The sequence below is a fragment of the Marinicauda pacifica genome, from assembly GCF_004793635.1.
GTDB lineage: Bacteria > Pseudomonadota > Alphaproteobacteria > Caulobacterales > Maricaulaceae > Marinicauda > Marinicauda pacifica.
In genome coordinates this window covers 70062-91860 of sequence record NZ_SRXV01000003.1, presented here as the reverse complement: position 1 = coordinate 91860, position 21799 = coordinate 70062, and the positions used below count along the sequence as shown (strand labels likewise).

The window sequence follows — 21799 nt, the reverse complement described above, 5'->3', positions numbered from 1 at the left end:
GCCGGTCTCTAGCTTGCGGTCTGGGCTTCGGCGCGCGTCTTGTTCCAGTAGGACACCGACGGGACTTTGGAACGGTCGCAGCGATCGGCGTATTTGCGTGCAATCTCGGTGACTTCTTCCATCAGGCCGGCTTCCAGCGTGATCGGCTTCAGGCCCATCGACAGGAAGGTATCGTTCTCCACATGGAGCTCGTTCTCGTCGGCCTCGTTGCGCGGATTTGGCAGGAAGGCGACTTCCGCCTTCGTTAGGTCGGCGATCATCTTGGCCAGGTCGCGCACGCGGTGGGTCTCGGTCATCTGGTTCATGATGCGAACCTTCTCACCGGTCTGGGGCGGGTTCTCGACTGCCAGCTGGATGCAGCGAACCGTGTCCTGGATGTGGATAAAGGCGCGGGTCTGACCGCCCGTGCCGTGGACGGTCAGCGGGTGCTCGACCGCGGCCTGCATCAGGAAGCGATTCAAAACGGTGCCGTAATCGCCGTCATAATCGAAGCGATTGATAAGGCGCTCGTCCTTGCGGGTTTCTTCGGTCTGCGTGCCCCAGACGATCCCCTGGTGCAGATCGGTGATCTTCACCTTGTCGTTCTTGTTGTAGAAATAGAAGAAGAGCTGATCCTGCGTCTTCGTCATGTGATAGATCGAGCCGGGATTGGCCGGATAGAGGATTTCCTGATCCTTCAGGCCTTCCGATGTTTCGACCTTCACCTTCAGATAGCCTTCGGGAATCTTCATTCCCGCAGTGCCGTATCCGTAGACTCCCATCGTGCCCAGATGGACCAGGTGAATATCCAGCCCCGAATCGACAATCGCGGCCAGCACGTCATTGGTCGCGTTCAGGTTGTTGTCCACCGTGTAGCGCTTGTGGCGGGCCGACTTCATCGAATAGGGCGCCGCGCGCTGCTCGGCGAAATGGACGATGGCGTCCGGCTTTTCCGCAGCGATCAGGTCGACCAGTTCCTGATAGTCCTTGCCCACATTGAGGTCGACGAAGGCGATGTCCTTGTCCGACACCTCTTTCCAGGCGGCCAGACGCTTGTGCATCGGCTGAATCGGGGTGAGGCTCTCCACCTCGAGTTCAACATCGATCTTGCGGCGGGATAGATTGTCGACAATGACCACGTCGTGACCACGCGCAGACAGATGCAGCGCCGAAGGCCAGCCGCAAAAACCGTCACCACCAAGAACGAGTACTTTCATGAGATAACTCCGCCGTGTCGGGGGCTGTCATGTTTGGATATTCAGCGGGTTCTGACAGGACGGATGCGTATATGCAAGCGTCTCGGGCCGTGTCTGCGCGCCCTCATGCGCACGCGCGCGCGCCGGAACTGCCGTGTTCGACTCCTGGTTGTCTTCTGCTCGCCGACCTGAGTGCAGGGCGATACAGTGCTTGAACTTATCGCGCTAAAGCCTGATTTTAGAGCCATGAACGACACTGACGCGTCTCAAACATCGCCTGAGGATGCCTTCGAGGCTGGCCGCGAACGCCTGCAGCGCGCCATAGATGGCGTGCAGGCGCGGATCAAGGCGCTGCAGAGCCGCGCCGAGATTGCCGAGGGCGAGGCCAATGCCTCCCGCGACAGCGACGAGGACCGCGCCCGCCTTGCCGAGCAACTCGATGCCGCGCGCGCTCGCGAGAGTGCGCTCGGCGAGGCTGCCGAGGACGCATCCCGGTCTCTGGACGAGGCAATCGAGGAGCTGCGCCGCACGCTCGGCCAGGATGAGGAGAGCGCGTAGGTGTCCAAGGTCACGATCTCGCTGAACGGACGCGCCTTCACCATTGGCTGCGAGGAGGGCCAGCAGGCCTATCTGCGCGAGCTTGCCTCCCATCTGGATTCCCATGTGCGCGACCTGGCGGAGAAGGTGGGTCAAATCGGCGAGTTGCGCCTCCTTCTGATGGCCTCGCTCATCGTGTCCGACGAATGGCGTGAAGCGCAGGGCCGGGTCGCGGAGCTCGAAGATGAGCTGATGGAGGCTAAAGGCCGCACCTCCCAGGCCGAGGCGCGCCGGCGCAACGATCGTGCCCAGGCAGCCGAGCTTTTCAATGCGGCGGCCGAGCAGCTGGAGGCGCTGAGTGCATCTGGCGAAGAGGCTTGAGAAAGATGTGCGCCGGGCCCATCTTCAGTGATGGCGGACACTGGAGCGTGCGTCGAGCATTCTCATCCCGGAGACCTTACGTTTCTGATAGGGAGCTGTCCCTGCCCTTGGCCGTGGCCTCGGGCACACGGCGCCCACCTGGTAATCCAGGTCATCGGGGATGTTCAGATGCTGACGGCGCAATCGGTTCCGCCACCCTGTTTCTGACTGTACGGCCCACGCCATGCTGAACCGCTGGCGCAAGGCTCGGGTTCGAAAAACCGCGACGGCTGCGCGCAAGGCGGCCTGGCAGGCCGATCCCAATGCCGGCCGGCGCCTCGCCTCCCATTTTCCTGACAGCGCATGGCCTTCGGTCGGAACGGTCGTGGGCGGCTATCGCCCCATCCGCGATGAAATCGATCCCACCCCGCTGATGGAAACCTTCTTCTGCGAGCAGGCGCGGCTCTGTCTGCCTTGCGTCGTCGCGCCGGATACCCCGTTGGTATTTCGCGCTTACGAGCCGGGCGATCTTTTGGTGCGCGGCACCTTCAACGTCGAAGAACCGTCGGGCCAGAGTCCGGAGTGCCGTCCGCTTCTCATCCTCGCCCCGCTTCTCGCATTTGATGAGGCAGGCCGGCGCATCGGCTACGGTGCCGGGTTCTACGATCGCACGATCGAGGCCCTGCGCCGCCACCATCCGGTGACGGTGATCGGACTCGCCTATGAGGCCCAGCGCGTGAAGACGGTGCCGGTCGATCGTCACGACGTGGCCCTGGACTGGATCGTGACTGAGGAGCGCGCCTATCGCGGCGCGATCTAGGCAGGGTTTGCCACAGCAAGCAGCATCATATCGCCGCATTGGAATCGCCTCGCGGGCGGCCTAGAAGGCGCTTTTCCAAGCCTGTCGCCGTGCAAGGATGTTTCGCCCCATGGCCGCCGTGACCCATCAGACCGTGTTGTCGGTCAAGCATTACACAGACCGCCTGTTCGCGTTTCGCATTACGCGTCCGGCGAGCTTCCGCTTCCGGTCCGGCGAGTTTGTCATGCTCGGCCTTGAAGTGGACGGCAAACCGCTCCTGCGCGCCTACTCCATCGCCAGCCCGTCCTGGGACGAGGAACTGGAATTCTTCTCCATCAAGGTGCCCGACGGTCCGCTGACCTCGCGACTTCAGGAAATTCAGCCGGGCGATGAAATCCTGCTCGCGACCAAGTCCGTCGGCACGCTGGTCCTCGATGCGCTGATGCCGGGGCGCCGGCTCTACCTGTTGTCCACCGGCACCGGCGTGGCGCCGTTTGCCAGCATCGTGCGCGATCCTGAAACCTACGAGAAATTCGAGACCGTGGTGCTGACGCACACCACCCGTGAGGTCGCCGAGCTTGAGTATAGCCGCGAGCTGATCGAGCGGGTTCGCAACGATCCGCTCGTCGGCGAAGCAGCGGCCGGACGCCTGATCTACTATCCCAGCTGCACGCGCGAGACGTTCGAGCGTCAGGGGCGTATCACACGCCTGATCGACGACGGGACACTATTCTCGGATATTGGGTGCCCGCCCTTCGATCCCGCCGAGGACCGTGTGATGATTTGCGGCTCGATCGAGATGATCGCCAGTTGCCGTACCCGCGTGGAAGGGGCCGGTCTGAGCGAAGGGTCGAACGCGCGACCGGGCGAGTTTGTTGTCGAGAAGTCTTTCGTGGGCTAGGTCCTGCGGTTCGCAACACAGAAAGCCTATCCATGCGCATCGCATTCTTTGGAGACGTCGTCGGCAAGGCCGGTCGCACGGTGCTGGCCGATGAGCTCGCCGGGCTGCGCAAGCGCCTCTCGCTCGATTTCGTGATCGTCAACGCAGAGAATGCCGCCGGGGGCTTCGGCATTACCGCCAAGACGGCCGAGGAGCTGTTCGATGCCGGCGCCGACGTCCTCACCCTGGGCAACCACTCCTTCGACCAGAGCGAGGCGCTCGGCCTGGTCGAGCGCGATTCGCGTATCCTGCGTCCGTGCAACTATCCCGAAGGGACCGCTCCGGGACGCGGATCGGGGCTCTACGACCTTCCCGACGGACGGCGTGTTCTGGTGATGAACGTGCTGTTGCGCCTCTTCATGGAGTCGCTCGACGATCCGTTCCGCCGGGTCAGCGAGGAACTCGATTCCGCCCCTCTCGGCGCTGTCGCGGACGCGATCGTGGTGGACGCGCACGGCGAAGCGACCAGTGAAAAAAGTGCGCTCGGGGTCTATTGCGACGGACGGGCCAGCCTGGTCGTGGGGACACACACGCATATTCCTACGGCAGACGCGCGCATCCTTCCCGGCGGGACCGGATATCAGACCGATGCCGGCATGTGCGGCGACTATGATTCCGTTATCGGGATGGACAAGGAAGAGCCGGTCAGCCGCTTTGTGACGCACATGCGCTCCAGCCGGTTTTCGGCAGCCAGCGGTCCGGCGACGGCCTGTGGCACGTTTCTGGAAACCGATGACAGCACCGGACTAGCCCGCCGGATCGAGCCGATCCGCATTGGCGGCGTGCTGGCAGGCCACGAGCCATCGGTGAGCTGAGCGCTAGCGCTCGCGGTAAGCGCGGAACCAGGGAGCAAATTCGGCGATCCCCTCGGCGAGCTCGGTCTGAGGCGCTTCGCCGTAATCGCGCACCAGTTTCGACGTGTCGGCGCAGGTGAAGCTGACATCGCCGGGCTGGGCAGGCACGGCCTCGGTCTCGGCCTTGATGCCGAACGCCTGTTCGAGGGCTGCCACGAGATCCAGCGTGGAGACCGGGTGGCTCCCGCCGATATTGTACAGCGCGTTACGCGGCGGGGGCGTGTCGTCGAGGATGCGGCACACCAGCGGAACCACGTCTCCGACGAAGGTGAAATCGCGTTGGTTATGCCCCCCGTTGAACAGCCGGATCGTCCCGCCCGTCAGCATTGCCTCCGAAAAGCTCCAGTACGCCATGTCCGGCCGTCCGAACGGGCCATAGACGGTGAAGAATCGCAGCCCCGTCTGCGGCAGGCCGTAAAGATGGGCATAGGTGGCGCTCATCAGCTCGTCGGCGCGCTTGGTGGCGGCATAGAGCGAGACGGGATCGCCAAGGGGATCGTCTTCGCTGAACCGGCCTCCGCGCTCGCCATAGACCGAGCTTGAGGACGCATAAACCAGGTGATCGAGCCGGTCGCCCAGCGCGCGCGCCGCTTCCAGAACCGACAGGTGTCCGGACAGGTTGCTCCGGCTATAGGCAAACGGCGCGGTCAATGAATACCTTACCCCGGCCTGTGCGGCGAGATGCAGGATCCGGTTCGGTGCTTCCTTCACGGTCAGCGCGCGCAGGGCATCGGCGTCCGCGATGTCGAGCGTGTGGAAGCTAAAGTCCTTGAAGGCCGACAACTCAGCCAGGCGTGCCTGCTTCAGCCGGACATCGTAATAGTCTGTCAGGCAGTCGACCCCGATCACGCGTTCTCCGCGCGCGAGCAGGCGTCTTGACGCGTGAAAGCCAATGAAACCGGCCGCCCCGGTCACCAGAATCGTCATGTCCTTTGGGTCTCTCCCCGAGCGAGACGCGGCATCCTAGGAGGCTTCCCCGCCCTGTCAACGCGGCCCGCTGGCTCGCGCTCCGGCCGCTTTGGCGGACACACTTGGAATCCGACATATGCCGTAATCTTAGGTTAAGCCGTAGGGCGGTTAAATGGGGTCTCGATCGGAACGGAGATACATGATGAGCCGGCTGCGCAACGCCCTCTTCCTGACGGTTTTCACCAGCGCTGCTCTCATGGCGGCAGGATGTGCTGGGGGCGGCGGTGGGGGACCGTCCGAAGGTCCGCTCTATACGCCTCCCGCTCCGGCGCCTGCGCCGCCTCCTCCTCCGCCGCCACCACCCCCACCTCCGCCGGGTCCGCCCCCGAGCAGCTTTGAAACGGCGGAATATCTGCAGCAATCGGGCCTGGCCCAGATCAATGCCTCATCGGCCTACAGCTTCGGTGCAACCGGTCAGGGGATCACCGTGGCGGTCGTCGATACCGGCATCGACCTTGACGATCCCGAGTTTGCCGGCCGCATCGCGGCAACCAGCACCGATGTCGTCGCGACACGAAGCGCGGACGACACGGACGGTCACGGAACGGCCGTCGCCGGCGTCATCGCCGCGGCCCGGGACGGCGCTGTGATGCACGGCGTGGCCTACAACGCCACGATCATGGCGCTGCGGGCCGACGAGGTCGATTCCTGCTCCAGCGACGATGGCTGCCTCTTCGGCGACCGCGCGGTCGCCAATGCGATCGACCATGCCGTGGCCAATGGTGCACGAATCATCAACCTGTCGCTGGGACGCAATGCCGCCCTGAGCGACGAGGTTACGCGGACCTTTGCGGCTATGCGCCGGGCGACCTCGGCGGGCGTGCTCCTCGTCGTGTCTTCGGGCAACCAGGGCGATGATGAAACGGAACCCAGCGCCTCGCCCGGTTTTCCCGCGAATTTCGCAGGGGATCCGGGGGCGAACGGATTCGCCGTAGCCGTGGGGTCGGTCGACGGGTCCAATGTGATTTCCGACTTTTCCTATCGGGCCCGAGGCGTGGAGACCGCCTTTCTGGTAGCCCCTGGCGAACGCATTGCGGCGCCGAGCGAGACCGATGACTATTTCCTCTTTTCCGGCACTTCGTTTGCCTCCCCTCACGTTTCCGGAGCGCTGGCGCTGCTGCTTGAAGCCTTCCCGAATCTCGCCGGGGACGCCGCGCTCGACATTCTCTTCGAAACAGCGCTCGATCTGGGGGCACCCGGACCCGATTCAATCTACGGGATGGGTCTCATCGACCTTGAGGCAGCTTTCTCCCCTGTGGGCACCGCCACCGCCCAGCTCCAGGGCGCTCAACCCGTCAGCCTGGGCCAGATTCTTGCCGAGCCCTCCGGCGCGGCCGGCGACTGGGTCTGGGCCTCCGGACTGTTCGACCAGTCCATTCTGCGAGACGGATACGATCGCGCTTTCCGGTTTGACCCGGCCGCTCCCGTGACGCCATCGGCGTCCGCTGAGACCGACCGCTTCGAGGCGGCGGCGCAGGCCGGGCTGACCCATATCTCGGCGAGCCGGGCGGGGCCGGCGTCCGTGACGCTGCGTCAGGCGCAGGACCGCATGCAAGCCCTGTCCAACCTGCCGGACGAACTCTACCGCGGAGAGACAGATGTCGCGTTCGCCTTCACGCAAGGCCGTTTGACCGGCCGCGCGGGACGGGGCTTTTCCACGCCTGGCCCGCTTGAGGGGGCAGGCGGCTCTATCCTGTCTCAAGCGAGTTTTGCCGGTGGCGTAGCCCAGCTCTCCTCGCAACGAGGCTGGATGGCAATGGAATACGACCTTGAACCCTTCTCCCTGTCCTTGCGCTCTGCGGGCGGTGAGGGCTCCCGCTTCTCTGCTGCCGCCGTCAGCGTGAATGTAATGGGGCAGGCCTTCGGGTTTGAAACCGGAGCCGGCCAGGAAGAGGGACGTGCGCTCGGGGGCGCGGTTCTCGCGCGCTTCGGCCGCCGCGATGAGGCGGAAAGCACGTTCAATGCCGCCTTGTGGTCCGGCCCGCTCGGTCTTGGCTGGCGCGGCGCAGCGCGTTTCGAGCAAGTGGAGAGCGAGTTTTCCATGCCCGGCTTCATCTCCGCTGGCGAGGCGGTATCGGCCAGTGCCTGGACGGTGGGACTCGACCGCCCGGTCGGCGCAGGTCAGTTCGGCCTGACCCTGTCCCAGCCGCTACGCGTAGAGGAGGGGACGATTCGCGCTCGCGTGCCGGTCGCTGTCGATGCCGAGAACCGTACCCTTTACGCCCTGCGCGAGGCTTCGCTCTCGCCCTCGGGCCGCGAGGTGTCGCTTGAAGCCGCCTACCACCTGCCCCTGAATGTGCACAGCAATGTCAGCATGGCCGCCCGGTTCACCCGTGATCCCGGCCATGTCGCTTCGGCCGAAGACGCGGCCGCAGTCTGGCTCGGAGTCAGGACGCGCTGGTAGCGCGGGGCCGCGTCGGCAGAGCAAGGCTTGCTTTCTGACGTGCGATCAGGAAGCTGTTCGCGCGTGCAGCACGTCTTTGGGAGCGCGACATGTCCTCGACGCCGAATTTTAATGCCCTGCTTGTAGAAAATGTCCATGAGGACGCCGATCCGGCCCTGAAGTCCCAGGGCCCGGTCTCGATCGAACGCGTCACCGGGTCTCCTGACCGGGAGGCGCTTCTCAAGGCTGTGGGCGGATTCGATGTGCTGGGGATTCGCTCGCGAACCCAGATCGATCAGGCGCTCCTGAATGCGGCCACGGACCTCAAGGCCATCGGGTGCTTCTGCATCGGCACCAACCAGGTCGACCTGGAAGCGACTTCGCGCCGGGCGATTCCGGTGTTCAACGCCCCCTTCGCCAATACAAGGTCGGTGGCCGAGCTGACGATGGCCAGCGTCATCATGTTGATGCGCCGCATCCCGGAAAAGATGTTCGCGATTCGCGACGGGGGCTGGCTGAAAACCGCCGAGGGCGCGCATGAAGTGCGCAAGAAGAAGCTCGGGATTGTCGGCTACGGCAATATCGGTGCCCAGCTTTCCGTGATCGCCTCAGCCCTCGGCATGCACGTCTACTATTACGACGTCGAGCCCAAGCTCGCCCACGGCAATGCCCGTCCGGTCGAGAGCCTTGAGGCGCTGCTGGGCGAATGCGACGTGGTCACGCTGCACGTGCCGTCCACGCCGCGTACCAAGAACATGATGACCCGCGACCGCATCCGGGCGATGAAGCCGGGCAGCTTCCTGATCAATCAGGCGCGCGGCGATCTGGTCGACGTGGAGGCCCTCAGCGAAGCCCTGCGCGACGGCCATATCGCGGGCGCCGCCGTCGACGTGTTCCCGGTGGAGCCCAAGAGCAAGGACGAGGCGTTTGAAAGCCCGCTGCAGACCGCGTCCAACGTGATTTTGACGCCCCATATCGGCGGCTCGACGCTGGAAGCCCAGGCAGCCATCGGTCAGGACACCGGGCTGAAGCTTGCTAAATTCCTGTTCGAGGGCGCCACCCTGCACTCGGTCAACTTTCCGCAGATCGAGCCGGGCCCCGTGCGCCAGGGCCGTTCGCGCCTGCTCGTGCCGCACCAGAACGTGCCGGGCTTCCTGCGCCGGCTCAACGATGTCGCCGAAAAAGCCGGTGCGAACGTCGCCGCACAGTTTCTCCAGACAGAGGGTGAGCTGGGCTACGCCATCGCCGATCTGGAAGGTGATCTGCCGACCGACTTCCTGAAGCAGGTCGAGAGCCTCGAGGGCACGATCTGGGCGCGGCTGATCGTGGGTCAGGCGGAAGTGTAACCGCCTCTGCTCTGAGCGGCAGTCAGGCCTTAAGCGCGTTGACGATGGCGTCGACGGCCTCGGTGATCAGCTTGCGGTCGCCCTCGGCCATGACGCGTACCAGTGGCTCGGTGCCCGATTTGCGGACCAGGATGCGCCCTTTTTCACCCAGCTTGGCCTCGGCTGCTTCGATGGCCGACTTGACGCTGTCGCGTTCCATCGGCGCGGTACCGGGTTCGTAGCGGACATTCTTCAGCAGCTGCGGCGCGGGTTTGAACACGCGCAGGAGCTGGCTGGCCGGCTTGTCTGACTGGACCAGGAGCGAAAGCACCTGAAGCGCCGCGATCAGCCCGTCGCCGGTGGTCGCATAATCGCTCAGCACGATGTGCCCGGACTGCTCGCCGCCCAGATTGGCGCCGCTCTCGCGCATGCGCTCGACCACGTAACGGTCGCCCACCTGCGTCCGGTCCAGCGTCAGGCCTTCGGTTTCGAGAAACTGCTCGAGGCCCAGATTGGACATCTGCGTGGTCACGACAGAGTCGGTCGCCAGCAGCCCGGCGCGTTTCCATTCGCGCGCCAGAAGCGCGATCAGCTGGTCGCCGTCGATGACATGTCCGGTCTCGTCGCAAATGATCAGCCGGTCCGCGTCGCCGTCGAGCGCGATGCCGATGTCGGCGCGGTATCGCAGGACATTCTCGGCCAGTCCGCTGGGGGATACGGCCCCGCAATCCTCGTTGATGTTGAAGCCATTCGGTTCGCTGTTGATCGGAATCAGGTCCGCGCCGAGCTCCCACAGCACGTTCGGCGCGACCTTGTAGGCCGCACCGTTGGCGCTATCGACCACGATGCGGAGCCCGGACAGACGCATCTGGCGCGGGAAGGTCGCCTTGACGATCTCGGTGTAGCGCGCCTGGCAGTCGTCCACGCGCTGGGCGCGGCCAAGATCGGCCGGCGCAGCCAGGCCTTCCGACATGTCGCCGTCCATGAAGGACTCGATTTCCAGCTCGGCCTCGTCTGACAGCTTGAACCCGTCCGGCCCGAACAGCTTGATGCCATTGTCCTCGTAGGGGTTGTGGGAGGCCGTGATCATGACGCCCATGTCCGCGCGCAGCGACCGGGTGAGTGTCGCGACACCCGGCGTCGGCAGCGGACCGAACTGGAACACGTCCATCCCCGCACTGGTGAAACCGGCGACCAGGGCGCTCTCGATCATATAGCCGGACAGACGGGTATCCTTGCCGATCACGACGGAGTGGCGCCGGCCCTCCTCGCGTCGGAAATGGCGCGCCGCGGCCATGCCGAGACGAAGGGCGGTCTCCGCGGTGATGGGAAACTGGTTCGTCGTCCCGCGTACGCCGTCCGTGCCGAAATATCGTTTGTTCATGAGGGGTCTCGAAATAGGGGACAGTCCGGCTGCGAAGCCTTAGACGAAAGACGCGCCGCCCGAGGCTTTCCAGTCGGACAGGAATGTCTCCAGCCCGCTATCGGTCTGGGGATGGCTGGCCAGCTGGTCGAAAATCTTCGGCGGCAACGTGGCCGCATCGCAGCCGGCCAGCGCCGCGGCCTCGACATGGGCCGTCGAGCGCAGCGAAGCGGCCAGAATCTGCGTCTCGTAGCCGAATGCATCGTACACCGCTCGGATCTTGTGAAGCAGCTCGATCCCGTCACCGCCCGCATCCTCGACCCGGCCCACGAAGGGCGAGATGAAGGTCGCGTTCGCCTTGGCCGCCATCAGCGCCTGGTTCAGCGAGAAGCACAGCGTGACATTGGTAGGGATGTCCTCTTCGGCAAAGCGTGCGCAGCATGCGAGCCCGGCCTGGGTCAGAGGCAGCTTCACCACCACATTGCCCGCGATCTCGCGCAGACGGCGGCCTTCTTTCAGCATCCCGTCCAGATCGGTCGCGACGACCTCGGCCGAAACCGGCCCGTCCACGACCGCGCAGATCGCCTCGATCCGCTCGAGGATGTTGGCTCCCGATTTTGCAATCAGCGACGGGTTGGTGGTCACGCCGTCCACCAGGCCGGCCTGCATGCGCTGGCGGATTTCGTCGGTGTCGGCGGTATCGAGGAAAATCTGCATCGGGTTCGCGTCCTCAAATCAAGCTGGGTGCAGCCTAGCGCCTATTGCCCGTTTGGGAACAGGACTTCCCTGACAGTTCTCACCAGAATGACGATGTCGCGCCACAGCGACCAGTTTCGCGCATACCAGTCGTCCAGCCGCGCGCGTTCGGTGAAGCTCGTGGCGTTGCGCCCGTTGACCTGCCACATGCCGGTCAGGCCGGGCCGGACACGCACATAGCTTTCCAGCGACGCGCCGTAGGCGGCCTGCTGGTCGATCGTCATCGGGCGCGGACCGACCAGGCTCATCTCGCCGCGAACCACATTGATCAGCTGGGGCAGCTCGTCGGCGCTGATCTTGCGCAGAACCCGGCCGACCGGCGTGATGCGCGGGTCGCGGGTGAGTTTCTGATAGGTGTTCCACTCGCAGGCCGCCACTGGGTCGGCGCTGAGGATCTCGCCGAGGCGGCGGTCGGCGTCGACCGCCATCGAGCGGAATTTGAGGCACTGGAAGATCTTCCCGTCCCGCCCGACGCGCGGCTGCGAATACAGCGCCGGTCCGCCATCGCGGCGTACCAGGACGGCGATCAGGACGAGCAGCGGGGAGAGCACGATCAGGCCGGCCCCTGCTGCCAGGGTTTCAAGGACGCGCTTGGCCGCGCGCGCCAGCGGACGGTTCAGGCTGTCGCTGATCTGGAAGACAAAGCCTTCGGTCGGCGGATAGTCGATGATGTCGACATTCTGCGTCGGTGCCGGCCCGATGGCCGGCTGGTAGAAATAGGCGGCGCCCGCGGCGCTCAGCCGGGCCACGATCCGGTTGGCGACCGGTTGGCTCCGTTCGTCCGGCGCCAGGAACAGGGTGCGGTCGGTCAAGCGCGACAGCCGCGCGCTCAGGGTACGGTCGTCCAGGCCCTCGAATCCGGCGAGGTCCAGCGTGCGCGTCACGGTCAGGCCGTGGTTGGTATTGTGCTCGATCAGCCGCGCGCGATCGGAGGCGATCGCCGCGGAGGTCAGAAGGGTCACCGGCTCCTGCCACCGTCCCGCGGCCAGCAGGAGGGCACGTGCGGTCCAGCGCATCGCGAGGATCAGCACCGGCACGCTCGCCCAGAAGCCGGCGGTTGCACTTGTCAGGCGGGTTTCCTCGAACGAGACCTGCAGGGTCGAGGCGGCGAGAAAAGCCAGACCGCAAGCCATCAGGACTGGGCGCACCATGTTGGCGAGCGCGTGACGGGCGCGGTAATGGCCCTTGGAGCGGAACCAGATCATGACCGCGAGGCACAGGCCCGCGCTGATGCCGGCGTGGACCGACACGGGCGCACCGTGTTGCGCATAGTCGAGCAGGGCCATCGAGATGAGGCCTGCGGCGCCGAACGCCAGCAGATCGGCCAGAATGAAGACACGCAGCACGTTGGAGCCCGCCGAGCGGGTCTTGTTCAGGGAATCGTAGGCCAGAGCTGCATCGAAATGGGTCACGAAATGGCGTCCTTCCGGTCTCCGGCGCGTCTTCTGCGCGCCTGAGCCGTCAGGTACGCAAGTCTTTTGCCACACCGGGTCCGGGCGCTGCGATCATCGCGGCCGCTAGCGCAAGCGACAGGGCGCCATGATGCCATTCCTGCCAGAGCCCGAAGCCGAGCATCACGCTGACCAGCCAGTAGGTCACCATTCCAGCCGTCATCATGCACAGCACGCGCCCCGGCACATGCCGGCCGATCTCGCGAGCGGTCAGCACCAGGGTCGCGGCGATCAGCAGGGCGCCGGCGAAGCCGGTATCCAGCCAGATGGACAGCGCGGCGTTATGGGCGTGCAACGGCAGCAGATCGACGTCGAAGCCGCGCATGGGCTGGGTGGCGGTGATGGCGCGCGCCGAATCCAGCCCGTGGCCGAAGATCGGCTTCTCCCCGATAAGGTCGACGACGAAGTCCCAGATCTCGACCCGCCAGGCCCAGCTGAAGGGCAGGCTTTCGCGCATCGTGTCGGGAACGAGGCGGAGGCAGACCCCGAAAAGGAAGGGCGCGGTCACCAGCACCACCGCGACGACGACCAGTCCGGCCTGCAGCGTGCGCACGGGCCAGCGCCAGGCCGATGCGGCGAGCGCGATCGCCATCAGGGCGCTCACCAGGTTGGCGTCCGTGGCCAAGGTCGATGCGGCGACCAGCGCCAGCACACCCATCGCGATGGCGGCCACTCTGAGCGGCCGCGTGCCTGCTCGCCAAAGCAGGATGATCGCCGGTATCGCGAGGATTTCGACAAATAGCGCGCCGCGCCCCAGCATGCGGTTGGCCAGCGTCAGCAAGTCCTGCCGGTCGCTGGCATAACCCTCGACACCGATCTTGTAGCTGATCGTGACCGGCGCCCCGGCCAGTCCTTCGAACGTGATCATGATGAGGGCCAGAATCGCCGACACGATCACCACGGGACGCAGGCGCACGCGTACCTCTTCCGGTGCCCTGTGCGCAATGAAGGGCAGGGCCAGGAAGAGCGGGGTGAGGAGGGCGAGCTTGATGGCCTGGTCCGGCCGGTCATAGGGCGACCAGGCGAAGCTGAGGACCAGCCAGGCAAGCGCCAGACCTGCTGCGATCAGGGCCGGGGATGGATTGCGAACCACCCGGTACAGCGCGCGCGGGGGCAGGCTGACAAGCGTTGCAAGCCCAGCCGTCGCGGCCAGGCCGAGCCCTCCCGCCACGGCAAACAGGCCTCCGAGCGGAAGCGCGACCCGCAGGGTCCAGAGGAAGCGGGCGAACACTATGCCGCGTCCTTCAGGATGGGGATGATGTCGCCGGGAGCGCGGTTCCAGGCCAGCAGGTCGATCCTGCCCGGCTCGATGCGGACCGCGCACAAATGGCCGGTCTTCACCTTGGCCTCTGCGGACGCGGCTTCGTCGCCAGCGAGGCGTTCGTGGAAATAGCGCAGTATGCCGTTGGAGGTCACGATCAGCACGGCAGTGTCGGGCGAGAGATCGCCGGTCACCGACCCGAGGACGGCTTTCACGTTCTCGCGCAGCGTTCCGGGCGACGGGTTCCAGCCCGCGCCTTCCGGCACGATGGAGCGCTCGCGCCAGTTCTCGATCGCGTCGCGGCCCCAGCTCTCCTCGATCTCGCTGTCCGGCTTGCCGCCCCAGACGCCGTAGTCGATTTCCTTCAGCCGGTCGTCAATCTCCACCTCGGTGGTGAAGCCGCAGGTTTCAGCGGCCAGGCGCGCGCCGGTCCGGGTGCGCTTCAAGGGGCCCGCGATGACGCGGTCCAGCGTAATCCCGCCATCGCGGATGGCCCGGCCGATCGCGCGCGATTGTTCCAGCCCGGTCTCGACCAGGGGCAGGTCCTCGTTCGCGCCGACCCAGACCGGGGTGTCGTCGGGACCGAACGTGTTGCCGTGACGAGCCAGGATCAGCAGCATTTCAGACGATTTCCCCTTCGCGTTCGATGATCTGCGCGGCAATTTCCGCGTCGCGCGGGGAATCCACCGACCACGGGGTCCGTCCGCGATATTCGGTGAGCACGATACGGATGGGAATTCCGTTCTCCAAGGCGCGAAGCTGTTCCAGGCTCTCGGCCAATTCCAGCGGCGTGGGCTCCAGCGCGACCAGGCTTTCCAGCGCCGAGAACCGGTAGGCGTACAGCCCGATATGCTTGTAGGTCGCCGTTCCCGCTTCGGGATGGCGCTGGAAGGGAATGATGGTCTTGGAAAAGTACAGCGCATTCATCTTCCGGTCGAAGACGACGGTTGTCCCGCCAACCTCTCCGGCGGCCTTGGCCGCGCTCATCTTTTCGTAGGCATCAGGCTCCAGCTTCACGGCCGGTGTCGCCATGGCCAGCCCGGGCTCGGCCGTCATCGCGGCGGCCGCGGCGTCGATCACCCAGGGCGGGGTCAGGGGCGCGTCGCCCTGAAGGTTCAAGATCACGTCGTCCGGCCGTGCGAACCCCTTGGCGGCCGCATGGACGCGCTCGGTGCCATTGCGGCATTCGGTCGGCGTCATGACGGCCTCACCGCCGGCGGCCTCGACCGCGCGCACGATCTGGTCGTCGTCGGTTGCAACCAGGACCCGGTCGACGCTCGGCGCCGCTGCGGCCAGCCGCCGGACGCGTTCGACCATCGCCACGCCGGCAATGTCGTGGAGCGGCTTTCCGGGAAAGCGGGTCGAGCCGAAGCGGGCCGGGATGATGGCGATTACGGTCATGGATCAGGACAGGCAAACACAGCTGAAAAGGGTTCAGGACAAGGCTGCATGTCTGGCATGCTCCGGCGCAGGACGGAAGAGACAAGGGCGTCTTTCGCCACAGCGCCTGATGGGATAGAACGCCTGCTTCGTATCGCCCGGACGCGGTGTGCGTGTCGCGCTTCCCGGGTAAAGGTCAAGGAGGATCGAGATGGCCGGCCACTCTAAATGGGCCAATATTCAGCACCGCAAGGGACGCCAGGACAAGGCACGCGGCAAGCTGTTCTCCAAGCTCTCGAAAGAAATCACGATTGCCTCGAAGATTAGCGGTCCCGATCCGGACATGAATCCGCGCCTGCGTCTGGCCGTGGCCAACGCCAAGGGCCAGTCCATGCCCAAGGACAATATCGAGCGCGCGATCAAGAAGGGTCAGGGCGGCGACGTCGAGGAATATTTCGAGATCCGCTACGAGGGCTTTGGCCCCGGCGGTGTCGGCGTGATCGTGGAAGCCTCGACCGACAACAAGAATCGCGCAGCCTCCGAGGTTCGCAGCGCCTTCTCCAAGAATGGCGGCAATCTGGGCGAGACCGGCTCGGTCTCCTTCATGTTCGATCAGGTCGGTGAAATCCGTTTCCCGCTGTCGGTTGCCGATGAAGAAGCCATGCTCGAGGCCGCCATCGAGGCCGGCGCCGAGGATGTCGTTCAGGAAGAGGGCGGTGAGGACGACGAGGACGAAGGCGAACATGTCGTCTTCTGCGCGCGCGACGATCTGGCCGAGGTGGCCGAAGGTCTGGAAGCCCGCTTCGGCGAAGCCAGATCGGTCAAGATCATCTGGAAGCCGCAGACCCTGACCCCGGTCGAGGGCGACAAGGTGGCGACCTTGATGAAGCTTATGGAGACGCTGGACGATCTGGACGACGTGCAGGACGTCTACGCCAATTTCGATATTTCCGACGAGGACATGGCCCAGCTCGCCTCGTAGCGCGCGGAGCCGGGGGACAGATCTGCCATGCTGATCGCCGTGGACGGGCCGCTGGCCTCGGGCAAGGGCACGATTGCCCGGGCCCTGGCGGTCCATTTCAACCTTCCGCACATGGATACCGGAACGCTCTACCGGGCGGTCGCGGTGGAAATGCTGGAAGCCGGTGAGGACCCGCGCGACGCGGGCCGTGCCGCCGAGCGCGCGCGCGCGCTCGATCCGGCTGCGATCAACGAGCGCAAGATCCGCAGCGCCGGCGCAGGCATGGCCGCTTCAGTGGTCTCCGCGCATCCTGAGGTGCGTGAAGCGCTGCTGCGCCTGCAGCAGGAGTTCGCGGCCCAGCCCGGCGGCGCGGTGCTGGACGGGCGCGACATCGGCACGGTCATCGCGCCGCATGCCGATCTGAAGCTCTTCGTCACCGCCGATGAGGAATCGCGAGCCTGGCGGCGCCACGCCGAGCTGACCCATCGCGGCGAGTCGATCAGCTACGATCAGGTTCTGGTGCAATTGCGCGCCCGTGACAGCCGCGACGCGGCCCGGTCCAGCGCGCCGATGGCCAAGGCGGCCGATGCGGTCGAGCTCGATACCAGCGACATGTCCATCGACGAGGCCGTGCGCGCGGCGATCCATATCGCGCAGCATGCCGCAAACCGGTGAGGCCCGCCGGCCCCGGATATGGACATTGCGCCCATTCCGGCGCGCGCTAGCCTTGGCGCCATGACCGACCCCCTTCCCACCCGGCTCGGCTTCGGCGTTTCCGGCGCACTCGGCACCCCGCTCATCGGCGCGGACAAGGTCTGTGCCCTGGTCCATGCGGCCTTCGAAGGCGGGCTTGCCCATTTCGATACCGCGCCGGCCTACGGGGCAGGCGAGGCCGAACGCCGGCTCGGCCTCGCCCTGCGCGATCTGCCGCGCGATGCGCTTCACCTCTCCACCAAGGCCGGCATCCTCAGCCGGGGTCTGGCCCGCAGGCAGCGCGACTTCACGCCCGACGCTATTGAGGCGTCGCTCCGCGCCAGCCTGTTGCGTCTCGGCGTGGACGGGGTCGATACGCTGTTCCTGCACGGCGCCGCGGTGCAGGAGTGGACGCCGGACCTGCGCCGTCGGCTCGACGATCTGCGCGCAGCCGGGGCGTTTGTCCGTCTCGGCGCGGCCGGGCGCGGCCCCGAGCTCGATGCCGCGCTGGACGCGGGTGCACGCGCGATCATGTGCCCGGTGCACCCCTTCATGGACGATGCCATGAAGGCGCGGCTGGTCCGGGCCCGGTCGGCGGGGTGCGCCGTCTTCGCGATCGAGACGTCGGGCCCCGGCCGCAGTCCAGTAACGCCGCCCCGGCGAGTGACCGATCTCTACCGGCTGGCAAGATCGCTCCGCGCGCTCGCCGTGCCCGGCGCACCATCGCGGCTCCGCGTACCCGTCGCCGAAGGGCTGCGCCACGCGCTCGATCATCCTCATGTCGATATCGCGCTGATGACCACCACGCGGCTCGATCACCTGGCCGACAATCTCGCCCTGTCCCGCGCGTGAGCACGGACGGGGCCGGTTCTCGCGGCGTCTGCCTGCTCTGCCGGTTGGCGAGGCCGCCAAGGAAAGCTAAAGCGAAGGGGCAGACCGTCCTGCCCCCTTATCCCAGAGTGCCCTCATGACCGACTTTTCCGCGCTTGATCCTCACGCCCGCCGCCTCGGCGAGACCAGCCTCGCGGAACTTGTGGGACGCGATCGCGAACGCGATGCCTCGCTCGTCGTGGAGGGCGCCGGCCTCATGCTGGACGCCCGCAAGCAACGCCTCGACGCGTCCGCCTGGTCCGCGCTTCTGGATATGGCCGCAGGCAGTGATCTGGCCGAGCGCCGGTCGGCCCTGTTCTCGGGTGGCATCGTCAACGAAACCGAGCACCGGCCTGCCCTCCATCCCGGCCTGCGCAATCCGGACCGGCTGACAGATGGCGACCTTGCCGGGCGTATCCGCGCCGCACGCGAGGCGACCTCCCGATTTGCAATGCGGGCCGGGGAGCGAGACGTGCTGGCCGGTCATCCGGTGCGGCGCGTGGTGAATATCGGGATTGGCGGGTCCGATCTCGGCCCGCGCTTTGTCTATGATGCGCTGAAGGCTTATCGCCGCGCGGGGATGGAGGCGCGCTTCGTCTCCAATCTCGACCCGGCCGATCTCGACGATGCACTGGAGGGCGCGGACCCGCAAACCACGCTGTTCTGCGTCGTCTCCAAATCCTTCACCACGCAGGAAACCTTGATGAATGCGCAGGCCGCCCGCACCTGGCTCGTGTCCCAGGTGGGCGAGGAGGGCGCGAATATCCGCTTCTGCGCGGCCACCGCCGCACCGGACAAGGCGCGCGCCTTCGGCATCGACCCGGCCCAGATCTTTCCGTTCGAGGACGGGGTGGGCGGACGCTACTCGGTCTGGTCGGCCGCCGGCCTCGCGCTGGAGATCGCGCTCGGCCCCGAGGCGTTCGAGGCGTTTCTCGCCGGTGCCCGCTCAATGGACGACCATTTCTACGACGCGCCGCCGGAGTCCAATCTGCCCGTGGTCAAGGCTCTGATCGATGTCTGGAACCGGGCCGGGCTGAAGCGCCTCTCGCGCTGTGTCGCCGCCTATTCCTCCCGGCTCGAACGCCTGCCGGCCTATCTCCAGCAGCTGGAAATGGAAAGTCTTGGAAAATCGGTGACCCGCGAAGGCCGCCCGCTGGCGGCTGACCGGGGCGGACAACTGGTCTGGGGCGGACGGGGCAGCGATGTGCAGCACTCCTTCTTCCAGTGGCTGCATCAAGGCGTGGACGATGCCCCGGTCGATTTCATCGCGCTCAAATCGCTCGCGCAAAGTGAGGATCCGCGCGCCCAGGCCCTCACCGCCAACCTGCTCGCCCAGGGCGCGGCCCTGATGCAGGGCCAGGACGGGACGGGCGAACTGGCCGCACACAAGGCGATGGCCGGTGGACGGGTCAGCTCCACGCTTCTGCTCGACGCGCTCACACCGCAGACGCTCGGCGCGCTCATCGCGCTGCACGAACACAAGGTATTCGTCGAAGCCACGCTCTACCGGCTCAACCCCTACGACCAGTGGGGCGTCGAGCTGGGCAAGCAGCTTGCACGCGATATTGCGATCGGCGATGTCAGCGTTCTCGACCCCGCCACCCGCGATCTGATCGACCGTCTCGGCCTGTCACCGCGCCGGGATTGATGCTACCAGCGCGACAGGCCTCGCCCAGGCTGTTCGCGCCCTGCCGCCCAGGAAAACCCGACATGACCTCCAAGCTCGACCTCGCCACTCTCAAGCCGATGGCCAATGCGATCCGCGCCCTGTCCATGGACGCGGTTCAACGCGCCAATTCCGGTCACCCCGGCATGCCGATGGGCATGGCCGATGTCGCCACGGTGCTCTGGTCGCGCCATCTCAAATTCGATCCGGCCGACGTGAACTGGCCCGATCGCGACCGCTTCGTCCTGTCGGCGGGCCATGGCTCGATGCTGATCTATTCCCTGCTGCACCTGGCGGGCGTGAAAGAGGTCACGATCGAGGACCTGAAGAATTTCCGTCAGATGGACTCCAAGACGGCGGGTCATCCCGAATACGGCCACTGCCCGGGCGTTGAAACCACGACCGGTCCTCTGGGTCAGGGCATTTCGACCGCCGTCGGCATGGCGCTGGCCGAACGTCTCCTGAATGCGCGCTATGGCGACACGCTGGTCGATCACCGCACCTGGGTCATCGCATCGGACGGCGACTTGCAGGAAGGCATCAGCCACGAGGCCATATCCCTGGCCGGTCACCTGAAGCTGTCCAAGCTCGTCGTGTTCTGGGACGACAACGAGATCTCCATCGATGGCTCTACCGGGCTCGCCGATTCGGTCGATCATCGTGCCCGGTTCGAGGCTGCCGGCTGGACGACGATCGCCGTGGACGGACATGACATGAATGCGGTGGACGAGGCCATTATCAAGGCCAAGGTCAGCGACAAGCCGGTCCTGATTGCCTGCCGTACCGTCATCGGCTCGGGCTCGCCGAACAAGCAGGGCACGGCTGCCACCCACGGCGCTCCGCTGGGCGATGACGAGATTGCCGCAACGCGCGAGGCGATTGGCTGGAGCCACGAGCCGTTCGAGATTCCCGAGGAGGTCACGACGAACTGGCGCACGATGTGCCAGGCCTCCGCCGAGATGCGCTCCGAATGGCGCGACCGGCTGCAGGTCTCCGACGAACGCGAGGCGTTCAACGCGCAGATCTCCGGCAAGCTGCCGGACTCCGCGCGCGACGCGCTGGAGGCGTATGCCCGCCAGATGGCGGAGGAAAAACCGGTCCTCGCCAGCCGGGCCGCCTCCGGCAACACGATTGCCGCAATCTGCGAGGCCTATCCCGGCCTCGTCGGCGGATCGGCCGACCTGACCGGGTCGAACCTGACCAAGGCGAAATCCCAGACGCCGGTTTCGGCCGAGGACTTCTCGGGGAGCTATATCCATTACGGCATCCGCGAGCACGCCATGGCGGCCGCGATGAACGGGATGAGCCTTCATGGCGGCATCCGGCCCTATGGCGGCACTTTCCTGATCTTCTCCGATTATTGCCGTCCGGCAATCCGCCTGTCGGGGCTCATGAACCAGCCGGTCGTCTACGTCTTTACCCACGATTCCATTGGTCTGGGCGAGGACGGCCCGACCCACCAGCCGGTCGAGCATCTGTCCGCGCTTCGCGCCATGCCCAACGTAGAAACCTTCCGCCCCTGCGATGCGGTCGAAACCGCCGAGGCCTGGGCCTGCGCGCTGGAGCGTACCGACGGGCCGACGACGCTGGCACTCTCGCGTCAGAAGCTGGTTCATGCGCGCCAGGATGATGCCTCGGAAAATCTCAGTGCACGCGGCGGCTATGTCCTGCGCGAGCCGGAAGAGGGCGAGGCGCAGCTTGTTCTGATCGCCACCGGTTCGGAAGTCGGCCTTGCGCTTGAGGCGTACGAAACGCTTGCGGGCAAGGGCGTGAAGGCGCGCGTCGTGTCCATGCCTTGCCTGGAGCGTTTCCTGCGCCAGGACAGGAAATATCGCGAGAGCGTCGTACCCGCCGATCTGCCCAAGGTCGCGGTCGAGGCGGCGGTCCGCTGGGGCTGGGATGGCCTCATCGGGCCGGATGGCGGCTTCGTGGGCATGGCTGGATTCGGCGCGTCCGCGCCGGCCGAGGCGCTTTACGAGCACTTCAACATTACGGCCGAGGCCGTCGTCGACGAAGCGCTCAAGCGCGTCTGATCGGTTGTCCAGACGATACGAAA

20 protein-coding genes and 1 other RNA gene are annotated in these 21799 nt (G+C 65.8%); 13 read left to right on the top strand and 8 right to left on the bottom strand.

The genetic code is table 11. From position 1 onward, the window contains the following. Positions 1-8: 8 nt before the first annotated feature. Complete coding sequence (locus E5162_RS10455) at positions 9-1196, bottom strand: NAD-dependent epimerase/dehydratase family protein (RefSeq protein WP_135945211.1); 1188 nt, start codon at positions 1194-1196, stop codon at positions 9-11. Positions 1197-1421: 225 nt separating this feature from the next. On the opposite strand from E5162_RS10455, the gene E5162_RS10450 reads away from it, so the two are divergent. The 6 genes from E5162_RS10450 (at position 1422) to E5162_RS10425 (ending at position 4626) form a co-directional block, all read left to right on the top strand. Next, positions 1422-1733 (top strand): DUF4164 family protein, encoded by a 312-nt coding sequence (locus tag E5162_RS10450; RefSeq protein WP_135945210.1) that lies wholly within the window; start codon positions 1422-1424, stop codon positions 1731-1733. Next, on the top strand, positions 1734-2093 hold the full coding sequence (locus tag E5162_RS10445; protein ID WP_135945209.1) for a cell division protein ZapA: 360 nt from the start codon (positions 1734-1736) through the stop codon (positions 2091-2093). A 34-nt stretch (positions 2094-2127) separates the two neighbouring features. Beyond that, a non-coding RNA gene (gene ssrS / locus E5162_RS10440) (6S RNA) lies at positions 2128-2287 on the top strand. 29 nt (positions 2288-2316) lie between these two features. Then, complete coding sequence (locus E5162_RS10435) at positions 2317-2892, top strand: 5-formyltetrahydrofolate cyclo-ligase (protein ID WP_135945208.1); 576 nt, start codon at positions 2317-2319, stop codon at positions 2890-2892. A gap of 109 nt (positions 2893-3001) precedes the next feature. Next, positions 3002-3772, top strand: coding sequence for a ferredoxin--NADP reductase (locus E5162_RS10430; protein ID WP_206751099.1), 771 nt, complete (start codon positions 3002-3004; stop codon positions 3770-3772). 32 nt (positions 3773-3804) lie between these two features. Further along, positions 3805-4626, top strand: a complete 822-nt coding sequence (locus tag E5162_RS10425) for a TIGR00282 family metallophosphoesterase (RefSeq protein WP_135945206.1) — start codon at positions 3805-3807, stop codon at positions 4624-4626. 3 nt (positions 4627-4629) lie between these two features. On the opposite strand, the gene E5162_RS10420 is transcribed toward E5162_RS10425, so the two are convergent. Continuing rightward, positions 4630-5592, bottom strand: coding sequence for an NAD-dependent epimerase/dehydratase family protein (locus E5162_RS10420; RefSeq protein ID WP_135945205.1), 963 nt, complete (start codon positions 5590-5592; stop codon positions 4630-4632). Positions 5593-5773: 181 nt separating this feature from the next. On the opposite strand from E5162_RS10420, the gene E5162_RS10415 reads away from it, so the two are divergent. After that, a complete protein-coding gene (locus tag E5162_RS10415) occupies positions 5774-8038 on the top strand; it encodes a S8 family peptidase (RefSeq protein WP_174235005.1) in 2265 nt (754 codons plus the stop codon). A gap of 89 nt (positions 8039-8127) precedes the next feature. Further along, entirely contained in the window at positions 8128-9363 is a 1236-nt protein-coding gene (gene serA, locus E5162_RS10410) for a phosphoglycerate dehydrogenase (RefSeq protein WP_135945203.1), read from the top strand. 22 nt (positions 9364-9385) lie between these two features. Here the strand turns inward: serA and glmM are convergent, their stop codons facing one another. From glmM to kdsB, 6 genes are read right to left on the bottom strand one after another with little or no spacing between them, the layout of a single operon-like run. Beyond that, a complete protein-coding gene (gene glmM / locus E5162_RS10405; RefSeq protein WP_135945202.1) occupies positions 9386-10726 on the bottom strand; it encodes a phosphoglucosamine mutase in 1341 nt (446 codons plus the stop codon). Between the two features lie 39 nt (positions 10727-10765). Continuing rightward, positions 10766-11422 (bottom strand): fructose-6-phosphate aldolase, encoded by a 657-nt coding sequence (gene fsa, locus E5162_RS10400; protein ID WP_135945201.1) that lies wholly within the window; start codon positions 11420-11422, stop codon positions 10766-10768. Positions 11423-11463: 41 nt separating this feature from the next. After that, on the bottom strand, positions 11464-12873 hold the full coding sequence (locus E5162_RS10395; protein WP_135945200.1) for an exopolysaccharide biosynthesis polyprenyl glycosylphosphotransferase: 1410 nt from the start codon (positions 12871-12873) through the stop codon (positions 11464-11466). A 49-nt stretch (positions 12874-12922) separates the two neighbouring features. After that, positions 12923-14143, bottom strand: a complete 1221-nt coding sequence (locus E5162_RS10390; protein ID WP_135945199.1) for an O-antigen ligase family protein — start codon at positions 14141-14143, stop codon at positions 12923-12925. Continuing rightward, positions 14143-14793, bottom strand: a complete 651-nt coding sequence (locus tag E5162_RS10385) for a histidine phosphatase family protein (protein WP_135945198.1) — start codon at positions 14791-14793, stop codon at positions 14143-14145. The genes E5162_RS10390 and E5162_RS10385 overlap by 1 nt, the downstream gene beginning before the upstream one ends. 1 nt (position 14794) lies before the next feature. Continuing rightward, complete coding sequence (gene kdsB, locus E5162_RS10380; protein ID WP_135945197.1) at positions 14795-15574, bottom strand: 3-deoxy-manno-octulosonate cytidylyltransferase; 780 nt, start codon at positions 15572-15574, stop codon at positions 14795-14797. Between the two features lie 190 nt (positions 15575-15764). On the opposite strand from kdsB, the gene E5162_RS10375 reads away from it, so the two are divergent. The 5 genes from E5162_RS10375 to tkt all read left to right on the top strand — a co-directional run bounded on the left by E5162_RS10375 (position 15765) and on the right by tkt (position 21776). Further along, the gene (locus E5162_RS10375; RefSeq protein WP_135945196.1) at positions 15765-16535 is read left to right on the top strand and encodes a YebC/PmpR family DNA-binding transcriptional regulator; all 771 of its coding nucleotides are present in this window, start codon (positions 15765-15767) and stop codon (positions 16533-16535) included. A 27-nt stretch (positions 16536-16562) separates the two neighbouring features. Next, positions 16563-17189, top strand: coding sequence for a (d)CMP kinase (cmk, locus tag E5162_RS10370; RefSeq protein WP_135945195.1), 627 nt, complete (start codon positions 16563-16565; stop codon positions 17187-17189). Between the two features lie 60 nt (positions 17190-17249). Continuing rightward, positions 17250-18059 carry an aldo/keto reductase gene (locus E5162_RS10365; protein ID WP_158291277.1) on the top strand — a complete coding sequence of 270 codons (810 nt, stop codon included), beginning with the start codon at positions 17250-17252 and terminating at the stop codon, positions 18057-18059. Positions 18060-18174: 115 nt separating this feature from the next. Beyond that, positions 18175-19725 (top strand): glucose-6-phosphate isomerase, encoded by a 1551-nt coding sequence (gene pgi, locus E5162_RS10360; protein WP_135945193.1) that lies wholly within the window; start codon positions 18175-18177, stop codon positions 19723-19725. Positions 19726-19787: 62 nt separating this feature from the next. Beyond that, complete coding sequence (gene tkt / locus E5162_RS10355) at positions 19788-21776, top strand: transketolase (RefSeq protein WP_135945192.1); 1989 nt, start codon at positions 19788-19790, stop codon at positions 21774-21776. Positions 21777-21799 lie beyond the last annotated feature (23 nt).

Coding starts and splice junctions, on each gene's coding strand:
- E5162_RS10450 (WP_135945210.1), top strand. CDS start 1,422: ATGAACGACACTGACGCGTCTCAAACATCGCCTGAGGATGCCTTCGAG.
- cmk (WP_135945195.1), top strand. CDS start 16,563: ATGCTGATCGCCGTGGACGGGCCGCTGGCCTCGGGCAAGGGCACGATT.
- serA (WP_135945203.1), top strand. CDS start 8,128: ATGTCCTCGACGCCGAATTTTAATGCCCTGCTTGTAGAAAATGTCCAT.
- E5162_RS10435 (WP_135945208.1), top strand. CDS start 2,317: ATGCTGAACCGCTGGCGCAAGGCTCGGGTTCGAAAAACCGCGACGGCT.
- E5162_RS10365 (WP_158291277.1), top strand. CDS start 17,250: ATGACCGACCCCCTTCCCACCCGGCTCGGCTTCGGCGTTTCCGGCGCA.
- E5162_RS10385 (WP_135945198.1), bottom strand. CDS start 14,793: ATGCTGCTGATCCTGGCTCGTCACGGCAACACGTTCGGTCCCGACGAC.
- kdsB (WP_135945197.1), bottom strand. CDS start 15,574: ATGACCGTAATCGCCATCATCCCGGCCCGCTTCGGCTCGACCCGCTTT.
- E5162_RS10455 (WP_135945211.1), bottom strand. CDS start 1,196: ATGAAAGTACTCGTTCTTGGTGGTGACGGTTTTTGCGGCTGGCCTTCG.
- E5162_RS10415 (WP_174235005.1), top strand. CDS start 5,774: ATGATGAGCCGGCTGCGCAACGCCCTCTTCCTGACGGTTTTCACCAGC.
- fsa (WP_135945201.1), bottom strand. CDS start 11,422: ATGCAGATTTTCCTCGATACCGCCGACACCGACGAAATCCGCCAGCGC.
- E5162_RS10425 (WP_135945206.1), top strand. CDS start 3,805: ATGCGCATCGCATTCTTTGGAGACGTCGTCGGCAAGGCCGGTCGCACG.
- tkt (WP_135945192.1), top strand. CDS start 19,788: ATGACCTCCAAGCTCGACCTCGCCACTCTCAAGCCGATGGCCAATGCG.
- E5162_RS10420 (WP_135945205.1), bottom strand. CDS start 5,592: ATGACGATTCTGGTGACCGGGGCGGCCGGTTTCATTGGCTTTCACGCG.
- E5162_RS10430 (WP_206751099.1), top strand. CDS start 3,002: ATGGCCGCCGTGACCCATCAGACCGTGTTGTCGGTCAAGCATTACACA.
- E5162_RS10375 (WP_135945196.1), top strand. CDS start 15,765: ATGGCCGGCCACTCTAAATGGGCCAATATTCAGCACCGCAAGGGACGC.
- pgi (WP_135945193.1), top strand. CDS start 18,175: ATGACCGACTTTTCCGCGCTTGATCCTCACGCCCGCCGCCTCGGCGAG.
- glmM (WP_135945202.1), bottom strand. CDS start 10,726: ATGAACAAACGATATTTCGGCACGGACGGCGTACGCGGGACGACGAAC.